The following is a 16,630-nucleotide window of genomic DNA, read 5'->3' on the forward strand; positions in this document are numbered from 1 at the left end:
AGAACTTACATGGAAACCTTCAACTGGAGCCCCAGGACCGAACCGATGGGCCAGGTCGAATACCGTGTGCGCACGGTGCAGTTCGGCGATGGCTATCAACAGGCGGTGAGCGACGGCATCAACAACCGCAGCCAATCCTGGCCACTGGTGTTTACCGGCGACGAAGCGAAGATCCGCGCCATCGCCGCCTTCCTCGACCGCCATTCTGGCAGCCGGGCTTTCCGCTGGACCGCGCCTCTTGGCGAGCCTGCGCTGTTCCGTTGCAAGGGCTATCAGCCAACCGCCAAGGGCGGTGGCCTGTACAGCCTGAGCGCCACCTTCGAGCAGGCGTTCCACCCATGATCCAGGAGGGCTTCAGCCATGGCGTTGATCACTGATATCCAGACCCTCGAACCCGGCGCGGAGATTGTCCTGTTCGAGATCGACGGCAGCGAGTTCGATGCCGACACGTTGCGCTTTCACGGGCATGCCATCGCCCATGAGCCTGGCGAGTTGGCAACGGTGGGCGACACCACCCAGCTGCCGGCCCGTTCTATCTGGTGGCAAGGCCTGGAGTACAAGGCCTGGCCCGTGCAGATCGACGGCATTGGCGCCAACAGCAATGGTCGGGCGACCCGACCAAAATTCACCGCAGGCAATGTCGATGGGCGTATCACCGCGCTGTGCCTGGCCTTCGAGGATTTGCTCAAGTTCAAACTGACCCTGCGCCAAACCCTTGGCCAGTACCTGGACGCCCGCAACTTCGCCGCAGGTAACCCGCAGGCAGATCCGACCCAGGAAGCACTTGAAGTCTGGTTCATCGACCAGAAAATCGAGGAGGACGATGAGCGGGTGCAGTGGGAGCTTTCGTCGCCCGGCGAGATCGACAGCCACGGCTTGCCCGGCAGGCAGATGACCGCCTATTGCCACTGGGCGATGACCAATGGCTACCGTGGGCCGAACTGCGGTTATACCGGCAATCGTCTGTTCGATGATGAGGACCGACCGGTGGACGACCCTGCCAAGGATCGCTGCAAGGGCGGACTTGCCTCATGCAAGCTGCGCTTCGGCGCGGCCGCCGAGCTGCCCCATGGCGGTTTCCCTGCGGTCTCGCTGATCGCCCGGAACTGAGCCATGAACGGCTACTTGCTTGAAGCATTCCGCCAGCATGCCGCAGACGACTACCCGAGGGAGGCCTGCGGCCTGGTGGTGGAGCGGGCTGGACGGCAATGCTACCAGCGCTGCCGCAACACCGCCGCCGAGCCCGGTGAAGAGTTCCGCATCGATCCGCGCGACTATGCGGCGGCGGAAGACCTGGGCGAGATCGTCGCGGTGGTGCATTCGCATCCCGATGCCAGCAGCCGCCCCTCCAACCGGGACCTGGCCATGTGCGAAGCCACTGGCTTGCCGTGGCACATCCTGTCCTGGCCCGAGGGTGATCTGCGTACCTTGCAGCCCCAGGGCGAAACACCTTTGCTCGGGCGCCCGTTCGTCCACGGGCTATGGGACTGCTGGCAGGTCTGCGCCGACTGGTACCGGCGCGAGTGGGGGTTGACCTTCCCCGCCTACGACCGCGAGGACGGCTGGTGGGAGGATGCCAATGGTCCGAGCCTGTACGAGCAGGCCTATGCGGCCGCCGGCTTCGTCAGGGTCCAGGCACCGCAGCGTGGTGACCTGATCGTCATGGCCATCGGTCGCACCGCACACCCTAATCACGCGGGCATCTACCTGGGCGGCGATACGCGTTTGCCGGATGAGCGCTGGCCAGCATGTGGCATGGGCCCGTTCCTGCTACACCACCTTTATGGCCGCCCCTCGGAGATCATCGTCTTCGGTGGCCCTTGGCTCGACCGTACCCGCCTGGTCCTGCGTCATCGCGATGCCGCCGCGGCGGACTGAGACGGCGCGACAGGTCCATTTTTCGCGGCCTCGAGGCGGCCGCTTCTTGCACAAGGAGTTGCGATGTCAGCTGCAGCCATCATCCCTTCACCGCTGACCACCATTCGGCTCAGCGGCCAATTGCGTCGGTTCGGCAAGACCTTCGAACTGGCGGTGCGCACCCCGCGCGAGGCAATCAAGGCGCTGTGCGTCCAGTTGCCGGGGTTTGAGCGTTTTCTTGCCAATGCCGGTTCGCGCGGCCTGGAGTTCGCCGTCTACAGCGACAAGCGCAATGTCGGTGAGGCCGAACTGGATTTCCAGGCGCGCGACGAGATCCGAATTGTGCCCGTTGTTGTCGGCAGCAAGCGTGCCGGGAGTCTGCAGACCATCATTGGTGTTGTCCTGATCGCCGTGGCGGCAATCGCCACCAACGGCGCTTCGCTGCCATTCTCTGCCGGTGGTTGGGGCACGATGGCCACCGTGGGGTTTTCCATGGCCATGGGCGGCGTAATGCAACTGCTCAGCCCACAGCCCAAAGGGTTGAGCATGAGCGCGGGGCCGGAAAACACCCCTGGCTATGCCTTTGGCAGCGCTCGCAACACCACGGCCTCCGGCAATCCGGTGGCCTTGTGCGTGGGTAAGCGACGCTGGGGCGGAGCAATCATCAGTGCGGCGATTTATGCCGAGGACCGCCAGTGAACCTTCCGCATCAGGAGGCAACATGCCCATGCAGCAAGTGAACCTGGGCACCCCACCCAGCGCCGTCGATGGCGATAGTGCACGCACGGCCTTCACCCGCATCAACGATAACTTCAAGACGCTGGACGGTATGGGCGTCAGTGGCCCGGTCGATGGCAACAGGGCCATCCAGGACTGCAACCTGGCATTGTCGCCGGGGCTGTGGCTGGCGACTTCCGGCACTTCCAGCAACCGGCCGCCAGGGCTGACCTATGTGCTCTTGCGCGTCAGCACGACCGACTACGGCGCCATCGTCCAGGAGGCGGTGGATGTCATCCATGGCGACCAGGCGGTGCGTACTTTCAACCCCAACAACAACACCTGGGGGCACTGGATCAGTGCCTCGGGCCAGGGCGGCAGGACGCTGCCAGGCGGGGGCAACATCGGTGGCCTCGGAATCGACACGCACAAGCCACATTCTGGCTTGTACGGGTATTACCAGGGGCCGGGGGAACCAGGCGGTGCGTTGAGCGTGCTCGAAACGCTATGGCATGCCGACCCGCAATGGAGCACCCAGTTGGCGATGGGGGTGTCGACCAACGAGTTGTTCTACCGCTCGATCAGCAAGAACGCTACGACCGCACCTGCTTTCGCTCGGGTCTACACCAGCCATAACAGTCTCGGGGCGGTGTCCGGCATTGCTGCCGGTGGCCTCATAGAGTCCGGCGTCAACGCCAATGGCAGCTACACCAAGTTCGCCGATGGCAGCTTATTGTGTGCGGGCGACTTCGTCTTCCCTGCCGCACCGCTGAACGCCGAAGCTGCTGTCAACGTGGTGTTCGCTGCAGCCTTCGCCCAGGTGCCCAGGGTAGTCGCCAATCCGGTGATATCGGCCTCTGGCAGCGGCTCGCAAGCCGATGCCGGGCTCATCAACATGAACGGCACCTATATGTCGGTCACCGCCAGCTCCATGGCGTTTCGCTCCTGGACCTATCGCCACGCGACCACGGCGGGCGTGATCTTCCATTACACGGCCACTGGGAGGTGGCGCTGATGATCATCAACCTGGTTCCGATTCGCCACGATCAGCCGTTGACACTTGCGGTCAAGGGTGACGCGTTGACACTCAATGGTCAGACCTTCGATTTCACCCCGCTGGCGGAAGGGGCTTCGTTGCCAAGCACCGCCATTGCCTCGTCGTGGTTCCATGGCGATGTAAGGCGCATCGAGGGGCGCCTGCACCTGACCCTGATGTTGCCCCACGGGGCGCGCGCACCGCTCGCCACGCGCTTCCCCCAGCCAATACAGGTTGAAGCGGATGGCCTGCTGGCCTTGCCACGCTATGAGTTGCCGGAATGCGAGGAGCCCAGCAGCGATGAACATTGATTTCACTCAAGCGCTGAGTGCCGAGGTGCGTCAGGCTCACCAGCGCCAGGCCGCGAACGACAGCCGGCGTGCCGAGCTGGCCCGCTGGCTGCGCGATACCGATTGGTATGTCATCCGCGAGTTGGAAACCGGCAAGGCCATGCCCGAGGACATTGCCCGCCAGCGCGCCGATGCGCGTGACCAGATCGACGCCCTGGCGTGATCGCTGGCCATCCAGCCCTGTCTAGCCAACCGCCTTGGAGGCGGTTTTTTTACGCCTGGAGGAACTCATGGGCGCAATCAGCAAACCTGTGATCACCGGCCGCAAAGGTGGTCAGAAACAGCCCAAGGCGCCTGTCGAGGCGCCGGACAGCCTGCGCTCTGTCGCAGTCGCCAAGATGCTTATCGCCGTGGGTGAAGGTGAATTCGCGGGCACCCCGGGCGCCCAGGACATCTTCCTGGACGGCACCCCGCTTATGGACGCCAACGGCAACTACAACTTCCCCGGGGTGAAATGGGAATGGCGGCCGGGTTCGCTCGAGCAGGCGCACATCCCCGGTATTCCTTCGGTGGACAACGAGATCACCCAAGGTATCGAGTTGCGCAATGACAAGCCCTGGGTACGCGCGCTTGACGATATCCGCCTGTCGGCGGTACGCCTGCGTTTTGCCTGGCCGGCGCTGCAGGCCATGGACAGCGCGGGTAACGTCAACGGTTACCGCATCGAGTACGCGGTGGACGTGGCCACCGACGGCGGGGCCTATGTCGAGGTGCTCAAGGATGCCGTGCATGGCAAGAGCTCCAGCACCTATGAGCGTACCCGCCGTATCGACCTGCCCAAGGCCGAGCGTGGCTGGAGCCTGCGGGTGCGGCGCCTGACGGTGAACCAGAATACCAACAAGGTCGCCGACACCATGCAGATCGCCGGCCTGACCGAGGTGATCGATGCCAAGTTGCGCTATCCCAATACCGCGCTGCTGTACATCGAGTTTTCCGCCGAGCAGTTTCGCAATATTCCGGCGGTGACGGTCGAGTGCAAGGGACGCAAATGGCCAGTGCCAAGCAACTACGACCCAGAGAGCCGTCGCTACCTGGGCATCTGGGACGGTACCTTCAAGCAGGCTTGGACCGATAACCCGGCCTGGGTCACCTATGGCATCACCACCAACGACCGCTTTGGTCTCGGCCGGCGCATCAAACCGTGGATGGTCGACAAGTGGGAGCTGTACCGCATCGCCCAGTATTGCGACCAACTGGTGCCCGACGGTCGCGGTGGCGAAGAGCCGCGCTTCACCTGCAACCTCAACCTGCAGGGCAAGGCCGAGGCCTGGTCGCTGCTGCGCGACATCGCCGGGATCTACCGTGGCATGACGTATTGGGCCCAGGGCCAGTTGTACAGCTTGGCCGATATGCCGCGGGCCACCGACTTCGATTTTGCCTACACCCGGGCCAATGTCGTCGACGGCAAGTTTTCCTATTCCAGCAGCTCGGAGCGCAGCCGCTACAGCCGTGCGCTGGTCAGCTACGACAACCCGCTGAACAACTACGACACCGATGTCACCGTGGTGGCCGACGACAAGCTGCTGCGCCGGTATGGCGACAACCCACTTGAACTCAGTGCCATTGGCTGTACCCGCGAGTCCGAAGCGCAGCGGCGCGGAAAATGGGCGCTGCTGACCAACTCGCGTGACCGCGGCATCAGCTTCCGGGTCGGTATGGACGGGCGTATCCCTTTGCCTGGCTACGTCATCCCGGTGGCCGACGAACTGCTGGCCGGTCGCCCAGTGGGCGGGCGCCTCGCCGCCGGCTTTGCCCGGCAGGTCACCCTGGATCGCGACACTCAGGCCAAGCCTGGGGACCGGTTGATTCTCAACCTGCCGGACGGCACCTGCGAAGGACGCACCATCGAGTCGGTTGTCGGGCGGCGGATAACCCTCACCACCGCGTATTCCCGCAAGCCGCGGGCCGAGCTGGTCTGGGCACTGGATGCACCAGAGCTGGCGATCCCGCTGTACCGCGTCACCAGTGTTTCGTGCCCAGAACCTGGGATCTACGAAATCGGTGCGGTGCAGTACGAACCGAGCAAGTTCGACCATATCGATACCGGCGCGCGCCTGGAGGAACGGCCGATCAGTGTCACGCCGATCAACCTGGTGCCGGCGCCGACCAGCGTTACCCTGAGCAGCCATCATGTGGTCAGCCAGGGCCTGGCGGTCAGCACCATGACCATCACCTGGCCGGCAGTGGCGGGGGCGGTGGCCTACGAGGTGCAGTGGCGCAAGGATGACGGCAACTGGATCAGCCTGCCGCGTACGGGCACCACCAGTGTCGATGTGGTTGGCATTTATGCCGGCGCCTATTTGGCGCGCGTGCGCGCGATCAGCGTTGGCGAGATCACGTCGATCTGGCGCAACTCGGAACTGACCGGACTCAAGGGCAAGGAAGGCCTGCCACCGGCGGTGGCGTTCCTGCGCGCCACGTCCGAGATCTTCGCCATTCGCTTGCAGTGGGGTTACCCGCAAGGCGCCGAGGATACGGCCTATACGCAAATCGAAATGGCCTCGCAAAGCAGCGGGCAGAACCCGGTGGCGCTGGGCCTGTTCGCCTATCCGACTTCGACGTACCTGCATTCGGGCATGGCGGCGGCAGTGGAGCGCTACTTCCGCGCCCGGCTGGTGGATCGCACCGGCAACGTCGGCCCATGGTCCGAGTGGGTCCATGGCCAGTCGAGCGACGATGCCGCAGCAGTTCTCGAGTACCTGGACGGCAAGATCGGCGAAACCCATCTTGGCCAGCAACTGCTGAGTGAGATCGGCAAGATTGATGGCGATGGTCCGGGTTCTGTGAATGAGCGCCTCAAGGCTGCGGACGCCGCCTTGCAGCGCCAGATCAGTTCGCTGTCGACGCAGGTGGCCGACCTGGCCGGCGCGCCGGACTGGAAGGCCGATGTGGCCTACCTCGCCGGGTCGCTGGTGAAGGAGGCGGGCAAACTGTACCGGGCCAAGGCCGATGTTCCCGTCGCCACGCCGGTGAGCAACGCCGGCTACTGGGAATACATGGGTGTGTACTCGTCACTGGGTGACCTGGTGGCTGCCCTGGCCACGCGCATTGACAAGGTGCAGACAAGCGTCGAGGACATCGAGGGTGAACTGACGGCCGTGGCCACCCGCGTGCTTGGCGTGGAGGCTGCGGTGCAGCCGCACATGGCGGGCGATTCGGCGGGCTGGCGTGCAGGTGAGACCGGCTCCTACGCCGGCGCGTGGTCGGTTTACGCCGCCTTTAGTGAGGGCGACCGAGCCATTGCCCGGCAGGTCACCGAAGTCAAAGCCCAGGTCGACGGCAGCCTGTCGCGCGTGGTGCGCACCGTCGATACGCTGTCTGACAACATTTCGGCGCTGGCGCGCGACAACCAGACACTGACGGCACGGGTCGGTGAGACCAAGGCCTTGGTCGAGGACACCTCCGAAGCGCAGGTGAAGCTTGATGGTGATGTCCGGGCGACCCGCAACATCAAGGTCGGCGTCGACGTCAATGGTCGCTACTACAGCGCCGGCATGGGTATCGGCGTGGAAAATACCCCGGGCGGCATGCAGTCCCAGGTGCTGTTCCTCGCTGATCGTTTCGCAGTGATGCACCAGGTCGGTGGCACGCCCAAGTCGGTGTTCGCAGTCAACAACGGCCAGGTGTTCATGGACAACTCGGTGATCGGCGCCGCCAGTATCGGCAGCGCCAAGATTGCCGATGCCGCGATCACCCAGGCGAAGATCGCCGACCTGTCCGTCAGCAACGCCAAGATTGCCGACCTGTCGGTCAATACCGCGAAGATCACCGACCTGTCGGTCAACACCCTGAAGATCGCAGGTCGTTCGGTCACCTTGCCTTATTCGGCCTACACGGCTGCACAGATCAACAGCCCAGCCAACCATGGCGCGCCCACCTGGGTCGAGGTCCAGGCCCTGGGGTTCAGCAGCAATGGTTGGGAGAAACTCTGCACCTTCTCTGCCCAGGTCGGGATGATGTCGACGGGCTGGTGTTTCTGGCGGGTGCTGCTCAATGGTGCGGTCTGGTTGCAGGGGCGTTGCAGCTCGGCGGGGCGCGATCCGGCCATGACCCCCAACTCAAGTTTCAATACCAGTGCCTTGCTTACCGGCTATGCCGGCTACAACGAGCTGCGCCTGCAGTTCTCCGCGCCTAACGGCAGCGGGATCACGGGGTTGTCCATGAGTTGCGACAACCGCTCCATCACGGTTCTCGAGGTCCAACGCTGATGTTGCTTTCCACCATCAAGATCGTCGACTACGACAAGACGACCGGCCAGATCCTGCGAGCGATCACCTGGCCGGACCCCATGGAGGCGGCCAGGTACTACCCGGGGTGCCTCTACCTGCCCGAGCACACCGATACCGATGACATACGCCGCTATGTCAAGGATCGCACGGTGATCGACCGCCCCGAGATGCCGGTCACCTTCGATGGCCGGTTTCTGTCTGGCGTGCCCGCAGGTGCCACGATCGCCATCGACGGAGTCGAGTATCGCGCCGACGGTTCGCCGGCCATCGAGGTCGAGTTTGAATCCCCGGCGCGTTACCAGATCGTTGTCTCCCACTGGCCCTACCTGGACGCGAGGTTCGAACATGAAGATTTCGCATAAGGCCGACCACAGGACGCTGCGCGCCGCTGAGTACCCCTCGCTGGCCGACCAGCTCGATGCGTTGTGGCATGCCATGCACCGCGGCCAGCTTCCGGCGGCCGAGCCCTTTTACTCGGACGTAAAGCGGGTGAAGGACAAGTACCCCAAATCACCGCGTCATCAGCATTCGACGGAGCAACCATGACACTCGATCCAGTCAGACTGGGCACACCGCCGAGCGGCACCGATGGCGATGATGCCCGCACCGCATTCACCCGTATCAACGCCAACTTCGCCGAATTGGACAACACTGGCTTCACCGGCCATTTCCCGGCGACACGCGAGGTATCCGACTGCAACCACGCCTCTGGGCCGGGTTGGTGGTCGGCCCTAGGCGGCACGGCGGCGAACCTGCCGCCGGGGATCACCTATCCCTGTATCTACACCGCGGTGAGCGCCAGCGGGTTCGTCACTCAGCTGGCCATCGAGGCGGTGAGCGGGAAGTCCGCAACGCGGGCATACAACGTGAACAACGCCCAATGGACTGCCTGGGTCGTCCATGCGAACGCGGCGAACCTTGGCACGGCAGCGGCGGCCAGCCTCACCGCTTCGGCGTTGGACGCCACGCCGGGGCGAGTACTCAAGGTAGGCGACCATGGCATCGGTGCCGACGCGCTCAGCGTAGCCGACCTCAACGCGCTGGTGGGCAAGGGCGGGGTGTACCGGTTCAACAATGACGCCATCAACCGTCCACCGGGAATCACCTATGGCGCGGTGCTGCACCTGGGGCGGGCTGGCGCCAGCGAAGCCATCCAGGTGGCCTACTCGGTGACCGGCTACGAAGCGGCGGTTCGTTACCTTGTGGGCGGCGTGTGGCGGGTGTGGGTCAACAGCACGCCTGCCTGGCTGGGCCAGACCTGGCAGAACATGACCGGGGCTCGTGCAGCGGGGGTCGCCTACACCAACGACACCGGTCGGCCAATCCAAGTGTCGGCGTTGTTCGGCCCGGCGAATGCGGCCAACGTCACTGCGGTCCTGACCATCAATGGGCTTGGGCTCTACGGGCAGTACGCAGGCGGTGCAGGGGTGTACGTCAATACCGCCACTGCCGTGGTGCCCCCGGGCGCCAGTTACTCGGTCAGCGCCGCCAATGGGGCTGCCAACCTAGTCCATTTCTTCGAGTTGAGGTAACGCCAGCATGTTGTTCTACAAAGACCCCGACAGCGGCCAGATCCATGCGTACAACGAGGAAACCGTGGACCAGTACCTGCAACCCGGGCTGGTCGCGATCAGTGACAGCGAGTATCAGGAGTTCATCGACCAGCAGGCGCTGACCGTCAGCAAGGGCGAGGAGGGGTTGTGGGTCGCCGCGCAACTACGAGAGGCAGCGGAACAGATCCTGATGCTCGACGATGACGACCCGGCCGCGATGCCCGGCACTACGGTTGCCGACTGGCGGGGTTATCGGGTCGCCCTGCGGGCCTGGAAGGACGGGGCCGAGGGTTTCCCTGGCCGCCAATACCGTCCGCGGCGCCCGCAATAGTGCCGATGAGCTCGACGACCGACCGCCACCCGGCGGTATTTTTTTGCCCGCGCAAACGCTATGGCCTGGCCCCGCGCCAGCGCCACCCACGATCCGACCGTGCTGCCGTTTCGACGCCGGTCGACCTTGGCCGCATCCATCTTGGGCCCGCAACGAGACAAGGAGCGAGCATGAGCGAGCTGTCGATTCTGCAAGCAACCATGACGGCGACCCTTCGCGAGGCGATGCCTGGCCTGGCAACGGTCGCCGCGCATACGCAGGGCGCTGGCCAACCGGCGCTGCCGGCCTTGCGCCATGGCATTGTCAGCATGATCGCCGACACCGCGCCGCGCGATGGCCGCTCGGTGTTGGTAGTTACCTTCGAGGCCGACATCGCAGCCAGCCCTGGCAGCGCGGATAGCCGCCTGCAGGGCAGCGAGTTGGCCGCGCAACTGATGGACCTGCTGCGTCAGCAGGTATGGGGGCTGGACTTCGTCGAAGCCGCCCGTGACGTGCGGGCGCAGTATCAGGACGGCAGCTGGGCCGTGCAATGGCAGCAGCCGGTGCTGTTGGGCGAACCGAGCTGGCCCTGGCCCGACCAGCCCGCTGGCAGCTTGGTGCTAGGCGTGTACCCCGACACCGGTCCCGGCAACGAGCACAAGTACCTGGCCCCGGAGGATCTGGCATGAGCTACGCCAGTGCCATGCACGATCGCATGCTGGCCAGCCTGGTGATTCCGTGCCGGGTGGTCGCGGTCGACCTGGTCGCAGCCCGAGTGCGGGTGTCCGATGGCGGCGGCTGGACCAGTGCCTGGGTGCGCTGGCATGCCCAGGCTGCCGGCAAGGCCCGTCACTGGCGGGTACCGAGCCTGGACGAGCAGGGTGTGCTGATCAGCCCCAGCGGCGAACCGGCCCAGGGCACCTTCGTCCCGGGGTTATACGGCAATGCCGGGACGGCGCCGGACAACCGCGACCATGTCGAGGTCTGGCGCTTCGACGACGGCGGCTCGCTGGCCTACGACTGGCTGGCCAAACGCTATGACATCCAGCTGCCGAGCGGCCAGGTCACGGTCCAGGTCGGCGCCAGCACCCTGGTGGTCAGCGACAACCTCATCACCCTCGAAGCCGCGTCGATCACCCTCTCCGGCAACGTCTCCATCAACGGCCCGCTGACGGTCAGCGGCGATATCAATGGCGGTAGCCGGATCATCGATACGGCCGGCAACACCGCCAATCACAAGCACTGAACAAGGATCTGATCAGACCATGAAAAAATTCAAACCCACTCTAGTCGCGCTCACCCTGCTGTGTAGCGTCATGGCCCCCGGTGCCTGGGCGGCAACTGCCCAGTCGTGGAACCTGGCCCGGGACATGTACATCGCGACGCAGAATGCCGCACCCGATTCGCCCTGGTCGTTCATGCAGAACAAGACCGCCGTCAATGCCGCGGCCAACTACACCCCGATGCCGACCTTCGTTGCAGATTCCTGCAGCGGCGCCAACGTCACCTGCTGGCGGGACGATGCAACGGGTGCCTACGTGAGTGTTATCAAGAAGAGTTTCACGTTCACAGGCTCTGGTGGCAGTTTCGTCTTCAAGCAAGGCGAGGTGGCGACCCATCCGGGAGCCGAAAGCCAGAGCATCGTGCGCTGGGCCAGCCCGATCGCCGGCAAGATCAACGTGCTTGGCCGTGTGAACGACCTGCACAACGCATGTGGCGATGGCATCACATGGTCACTCAACCTCGGGGATAGCGTGTTGCAGTCGGGCAATCTGGCCAACGGCGGCAGTGCTGTCATCAAGGCAAGCGAAATCGAGGTGTCCACCACCTCGATGCTCTACCTGGTGATCGACAGGAAGGTCAGCAATGCATGTGACGCCACCAGCCTGGATCTGCTGATTACCAACTGACCCCCGCGGGCGGACATGCGGTCAATGCGCCGCCCGCGCACCAGACTCTGCTATCCGGTAGCTGTTGCGCGAAGGCCGTGTGGTTTCTGGGCAGCCCAAGGCCGCAACTGGCCTTCTCATCAAGGAGAACACTATGCCTACCTTTCCACGGGCCATGCCCGTGACCGACGGTGCGTCATGATCGGCATGGATCGCCGCACCGGCCAACCCCTGTCGGGCGTGGCCCACCTGCGTCAATCCATCGAAGACATCCTCACCACACCATTAGGTAGCCGTCGCATGCGCCCTGACTACGGCAGCCAGCTGCGCCGCTACATCGACCTGCCGGTCAACGAGGGCTGGAAGAGCGCGGTGCAGGCCGAGGTAGCCCGCGCCCTGGGGCGCTGGGAACCGCGCCTGAAGCTCGACCGGGTCAAGGTGGTGGCCATGCTCGACGGCCAGGTCAGCCTGGCCCTGAGCGGCCGTTATCTGGGCGATGACGCCCTGGTGGAGGTGACCGTATGAGCCAGGTCGACCTGTCGAAACTACCCGCGCCGCAACTGCTCGAAGACCTTGATTTCGAGGTGCTCTACCAGGAAGACCTGACCAGCTTCCGCACCCAGATGGGTGAAGGCTGGACCGCCAACCTGGAAAGCGACCCGGTGACCAAGCTGCTCGAGGTGGGCGCCTACCGCAAGCTGCTCAACCGGGCGCGTATCAACGACGCGGCCAAGGCGCTGCTGCTGGCCTACGCCCAAGGCAGCGACCTTGACCAACTGGCGGCCAACGTCAACCTGCAGCGCCTGGTGATCCAGGTCGCGAACCCGAGCGCGATCCCACCGACCGAGGCCTTGCTCGAATCCGACGACGCCCTGCGCGAACGGGTGCAGCTGGTCTACGAAGGCCTGACCACCGCCGGCCCGCGCAACAGCTACATCCTCCATGCCCGCAACGCTTCGGGGCGGGTCGCCGACGCGACCGCCGAAAGCCCGTCGCCGGCGGTGGTGGATGTCACTGTGCTGAGCCTGGACAGCGACGGCGTGGCCAGCCCAGAGCTGCTGGCGCAGGTCAACGCCTACCTCAACGACGACGATATCCGCCCGGTCGCCGACCGGGTCAATGTGCGCAGCGCCGAGGTGTTGCCATACCGCGTCGAGGCGGTGCTGCACATGGCCGATAACGGCCCGGAGTTCGAAGCGATCCTCAGCGAGTGCCGACGCCGTCTCCAGGCTTGGGTCAACCCGCGCCGACGCCTGGGCGTCGAGGTCGCCCGTTCGGGGATCGACGCGCAACTGCATATCGACGGCGTGAGCCGCGTCGAGCTGGTCGGTTGGAGCGATATCCGCCCGAGCAAGGCCCAGGCCGCCTGGTGCACGGACATCGAACTGCGGCGGGGTGGCTGACATGCAGAGTCTTCTGCCGCTCAACCGCACGCCACTGGAGCGGGCCATCGAGGTGGCCGCCGACGAAGACCTCAAGGCCGCCTTGCGCACCCTCTACAACCCCGACACCTGCCCGGCGCACCTGCTCTACCAGCTGGCCTGGGCCTGGTCGGTGGACCGCTGGGACGACAGCTGGAGCGAGGCGATCAAGCGCTCGGTGATCCGCTCGGCGTTCTTCGTCCACGCCCACAAGGGCACCCTCGGCGCCCTGCGGCGGGTGGTCGAACCGTTCGGCTACCTGATCGAGGTGCAGGAATGGTGGCAGGCCCAGCCGGCCGGAGTACCGGGGACCTTTGTGCTGAAGGTCGGGGTGGCGGACAGCGGAATCGACGAACAGACCTACCAAGAGCTGACCCGACTGATCGAGGACGCCAAGCCGGTCAGCCGGCACCTGGTCGGGCTCGACATCAGCCTCGAAAGCCACATCCCCGCCTATCAGGCCGTCGCGCTCTACGACGGTGAACTGCTGGAGGTACTTCCCTGGCAGGCATCGGACATCGACATACACCTGGGCGCTTACAACCTGGTGAACGACCACACCTCGGACATACTGGACATCTACCTCAATGGCTAACTCAACCACCCAATTCGGTGGGTTCCTGACCAACGTGGGCATCGCCCAGCAGGCCAACACCGCCGTGCTGGGGCTGCCCTGGAACATCACCCACATGTTGATCGGTGATGCTGGCGGCGAGCCTTCGCAGACCCCCGACCCAACGCCCAAACCAACCCAAACCGCGCTGGTGCGCCAGGTCTATCGGGCACAACTCAATGCCCTGTATCAATCGCCCGCCGACCCTGGAGTGCTGGTGGCCGAACTGGTTCTGCCACCGGAAACCGGCGGCTGGTGGATCCGCGAGCTGGCGCTTGAAGACGCCAACGGCAACTTCATTGCCGTGGCCAAGCCGGCCCCCAGCTACAAACCACTGTTGGCGCAAGGCTCCGGACGTACCCAGACCATTCGCATGCATGTGGTGTTCGGCAACCTCGCCAATGTGACGCTCAAGATCGACCCGAGTATCGTTCTGGCCACTCGCGATTACGTCGACAAAGCCCGCGAAGCGGCAGAGTTGTATGCGCGCAACCAGCTCAAGGCGCACCTGGAGGCGGCCGACCCGCACCCGCAGTACCTGCGCCGTGCAGACGCGGCCAAGGACGTGGGGCCACTGGCCTGGCTCGGTGTCGCCACCGGTACCGCCGATGCCCTGACGCTGAAGCTTAAGAGCGGCGAGTCGGCCCTAGCGGCCTACGCCGCTGGTCAGCGCTTTCAGTTCCAGGCCAGTGCCACCAACACCGGCGCCGTGACGGCACGTATCAACGGGCTGACCGCCGTGGCAGTGAAGAAGTCCGGCAATACTGGCCTGGTCGACCTGGTGGGCGGCGATATCCGTGCCGGCGCCCTGTATGACCTGAACTACGACGGCAGCTACTTCCAGCTTGGCGGTGGCGTCGGTGCCAACAAGGCGTTCGAGCGTTTCTCGTTCGAGGCGTCGGTTGGCCAGACCGTCTTCAGCCTGGCGCACACCATCGGCAGCACCATCGTGCTGCGCAATGGTCGCGAGGTTACCGACTACCTGTCCGACGGCCAGAAGATCACCTTCAAGACACCCAGCAGCCTGGGCGAGGCCGTGGAAATCCTGGCCTTTAGCTCGTTCCAGGCCGCGAACAGCTACACCAAGGCCGAGACTCAGGCGCTGTTGAACACGGCGTCGGCGTTACCGGTGGGCGCCATGCTGCCGTTCCCGAGGGGCTCGGTGCCAGCCGGTTTCCTCGAAGTCGATGGCAGCACCCAGAGTGCGTCGGTTTATCCGGACTTGGCGGCGTACCTGGGCGGGGCTTTCAATAAAGGCAACGAGCCGGAAGGGTTCTTCCGTTTACCGGATACCCGCGGTGAGTTCCTGCGTGGCTGGGATCATGGACGGGGGGTCGATCCGGGCAGGGCAGTTGGTAGCTGGGCCGGTGATTCTCTGCTCGATCACCAGCATGCGGTGATCTCGGCTGACGCCGGCACTGGAAAGATGCCATTTGAGGCAAACGTCGCTGGGAGTGCAACAGGTAACCTGGGCGCAACCGCGAGGACAATAGGTAGTTCCGTACTTAATGCGACACTCGTATCTAGTGTGTTCGCTCCAGCTGCGGCCAAGGGTGGCACTGAAACCCGTCCCCGTAGCCTTGCTGTGATGTGGTGCCTCAAAGCGTGGAATGCGCCAGTGAACCAAGGACAGATCGACGTCGCGGCCCTCGTCGCCGAACTGACGGCGTTGCGCTCTTCGACACCAGTCGGTGCGATCCTGCCCTTCCCAAAGGCCGAGGTACCAGCCGGTTACCTCGAGCTCGATGGCAGCCTTCAAAGCATGGCGACCTACCCGGACCTGGCGGCCTACCTAGGCACCACGTACAACAAAGGCGCAGAGCCAGCAGGCTTCTTCCGATTGCCAGATACGCGAGGCGAGTTCCTGCGTGGCTGGGATCATGGGCGAGACGTGGACCCAGGTCGGGATCTGGGCAAATGGCAAAAGGGCTCTCTGGCAATTGCGGACATGCCCGCCAGTGGCCAAGGTGCTGCCGCCCTGGCGCCATCTGCTGGCCAGACGGCTAATGATTACGGTTACGACGGGGTTGCCGACGCTACCTGGAATGGTTTGACAGTGGTCAACACGGGCTCCTTGACGCCAGTTACACCGGGTAGCGGTACATGGATGCTAGGCATGAGCCGCCCGCGCAACCTGGCGGTCATGTGGTGCATCAAGGCTTGGAATGCGCCGGTTAACCAGGGAAATATCAATGTTGCAGCTTTAGCGCCACTGGCTGGCCAGGCAACCGAAAGCAACTTGGGAACCATCAAGCTTGCCACCCAGGCAGAGGTCAATGCAGGTGTCGTAGAAAGTGTCGCGGTTACGCCAAAGAAACTGCGTTGGGGCTTTTCCATGTCGTTTGGCACGAACGGATACATCATTTTCCCCAGCTGGCTTGGTGGATTGATCATTCAGTACGGCTCAAGCGCAAACACTACGGAATCTGTCGATATCAGTTTTCCGGTTGCCTTCCCCAATCGCTGCGTCTGGGTTGCAGCCACTGACTACACACCCGCCAATGGTACTACCCGTACCTACTGGCAATTCCGGGATTTGAGAAGCACAGGCCTCAATGCCCTCAACCAGGGGTCTTTCACCAAAGGCTCGACCGGTTGGGGCAACCCTACGCTGTCGGCCTGTCCCTACTTTGCTATCGGCTACTGACAGGGAGC

Annotated in this window: 19 protein-coding genes; all 19 read left to right on the top strand. The window is 64.1% G+C overall.

The genetic code is table 11. From position 1 onward, the window contains the following. Window positions 1-9: 9 nt before the first annotated feature. The 19 genes from ACQ4OD_RS06095 (at window position 10) to ACQ4OD_RS06185 (ending at window position 16,622) form a co-directional block, all read left to right on the top strand. Window positions 10-342, top strand: coding sequence for a phage tail protein (locus tag ACQ4OD_RS06095; RefSeq protein WP_139669565.1), 333 nt, complete (start codon window positions 10-12; stop codon window positions 340-342). Window positions 343-360: 18 nt separating this feature from the next. Next, a complete protein-coding gene (locus ACQ4OD_RS06100) occupies window positions 361-1,110 on the top strand; it encodes a phage minor tail protein L (protein WP_139669567.1) in 750 nt (249 codons plus the stop codon). Window positions 1,111-1,113: 3 nt separating this feature from the next. Next, the gene (locus ACQ4OD_RS06105) at window positions 1,114-1,878 is read left to right on the top strand and encodes a C40 family peptidase (RefSeq protein ID WP_139669569.1); all 765 of its coding nucleotides are present in this window, start codon (window positions 1,114-1,116) and stop codon (window positions 1,876-1,878) included. Window positions 1,879-1,941: 63 nt separating this feature from the next. After that, the gene (locus tag ACQ4OD_RS06110; protein WP_139669571.1) at window positions 1,942-2,556 is read left to right on the top strand and encodes a tail assembly protein; all 615 of its coding nucleotides are present in this window, start codon (window positions 1,942-1,944) and stop codon (window positions 2,554-2,556) included. A 22-nt stretch (window positions 2,557-2,578) separates the two neighbouring features. Continuing rightward, window positions 2,579-3,589, top strand: coding sequence for a hypothetical protein (locus tag ACQ4OD_RS06115; protein WP_430944020.1), 1,011 nt, complete (start codon window positions 2,579-2,581; stop codon window positions 3,587-3,589). Continuing rightward, window positions 3,589-3,921: a hypothetical protein gene (locus ACQ4OD_RS06120; protein ID WP_198754666.1), complete on the top strand. Its 333-nt coding sequence runs from the start codon at window positions 3,589-3,591 to the stop codon at window positions 3,919-3,921. Before ACQ4OD_RS06115 ends, ACQ4OD_RS06120 begins: the two co-directional genes overlap by 1 nt. Then, entirely contained in the window at window positions 3,911-4,123 is a 213-nt protein-coding gene (locus tag ACQ4OD_RS06125; protein WP_232968013.1) for a hypothetical protein, read from the top strand. The genes ACQ4OD_RS06120 and ACQ4OD_RS06125 overlap by 11 nt, the downstream gene beginning before the upstream one ends. A gap of 67 nt (window positions 4,124-4,190) precedes the next feature. Continuing rightward, window positions 4,191-8,168: a phage tail protein gene (locus ACQ4OD_RS06130; RefSeq protein ID WP_198754665.1), complete on the top strand. Its 3,978-nt coding sequence runs from the start codon at window positions 4,191-4,193 to the stop codon at window positions 8,166-8,168. Next, a complete protein-coding gene (locus ACQ4OD_RS06135) occupies window positions 8,168-8,551 on the top strand; it encodes a hypothetical protein (protein WP_139669580.1) in 384 nt (127 codons plus the stop codon). The genes ACQ4OD_RS06130 and ACQ4OD_RS06135 overlap by 1 nt, the downstream gene beginning before the upstream one ends. After that, entirely contained in the window at window positions 8,535-8,735 is a 201-nt protein-coding gene (locus tag ACQ4OD_RS06140; RefSeq protein WP_139669582.1) for a hypothetical protein, read from the top strand. The genes ACQ4OD_RS06135 and ACQ4OD_RS06140 overlap by 17 nt, the downstream gene beginning before the upstream one ends. Next, window positions 8,732-9,721: a hypothetical protein gene (locus tag ACQ4OD_RS06145; protein ID WP_139669584.1), complete on the top strand. Its 990-nt coding sequence runs from the start codon at window positions 8,732-8,734 to the stop codon at window positions 9,719-9,721. The genes ACQ4OD_RS06140 and ACQ4OD_RS06145 overlap by 4 nt, the downstream gene beginning before the upstream one ends. A 7-nt stretch (window positions 9,722-9,728) precedes the next feature. Next, a complete protein-coding gene (locus ACQ4OD_RS06150) occupies window positions 9,729-10,073 on the top strand; it encodes a hypothetical protein (RefSeq protein WP_139669586.1) in 345 nt (114 codons plus the stop codon). Window positions 10,074-10,243: 170 nt separating this feature from the next. Beyond that, window positions 10,244-10,741, top strand: coding sequence for a hypothetical protein (locus tag ACQ4OD_RS06155; protein WP_139669588.1), 498 nt, complete (start codon window positions 10,244-10,246; stop codon window positions 10,739-10,741). After that, complete coding sequence (locus tag ACQ4OD_RS06160; RefSeq protein ID WP_139669590.1) at window positions 10,738-11,298, top strand: phage baseplate assembly protein V; 561 nt, start codon at window positions 10,738-10,740, stop codon at window positions 11,296-11,298. The genes ACQ4OD_RS06155 and ACQ4OD_RS06160 overlap by 4 nt, the downstream gene beginning before the upstream one ends. A 19-nt stretch (window positions 11,299-11,317) precedes the next feature. Continuing rightward, a complete protein-coding gene (locus tag ACQ4OD_RS06165; protein ID WP_139669591.1) occupies window positions 11,318-11,962 on the top strand; it encodes a hypothetical protein in 645 nt (214 codons plus the stop codon). A gap of 177 nt (window positions 11,963-12,139) precedes the next feature. After that, on the top strand, window positions 12,140-12,466 hold the full coding sequence (locus ACQ4OD_RS06170; protein ID WP_198754663.1) for a GPW/gp25 family protein: 327 nt from the start codon (window positions 12,140-12,142) through the stop codon (window positions 12,464-12,466). Next, window positions 12,463-13,344 (top strand): baseplate assembly protein, encoded by an 882-nt coding sequence (locus ACQ4OD_RS06175; protein ID WP_430944021.1) that lies wholly within the window; start codon window positions 12,463-12,465, stop codon window positions 13,342-13,344. The genes ACQ4OD_RS06170 and ACQ4OD_RS06175 overlap by 4 nt, the downstream gene beginning before the upstream one ends. Before the next feature lies 1 nt (window position 13,345). Continuing rightward, window positions 13,346-13,957 (top strand): phage tail protein I, encoded by a 612-nt coding sequence (locus ACQ4OD_RS06180; protein WP_430944022.1) that lies wholly within the window; start codon window positions 13,346-13,348, stop codon window positions 13,955-13,957. After that, window positions 13,950-16,622, top strand: coding sequence for a phage tail protein (locus ACQ4OD_RS06185; RefSeq protein WP_430944023.1), 2,673 nt, complete (start codon window positions 13,950-13,952; stop codon window positions 16,620-16,622). The genes ACQ4OD_RS06180 and ACQ4OD_RS06185 overlap by 8 nt, the downstream gene beginning before the upstream one ends. The last annotated feature ends 8 nt before the right edge of the window (window positions 16,623-16,630 follow it).

Source organism: Pseudomonas sp. WC1 (assembly GCF_050586565.1).
Taxonomy (GTDB): Bacteria; Pseudomonadota; Gammaproteobacteria; order Pseudomonadales; family Pseudomonadaceae; genus Aquipseudomonas.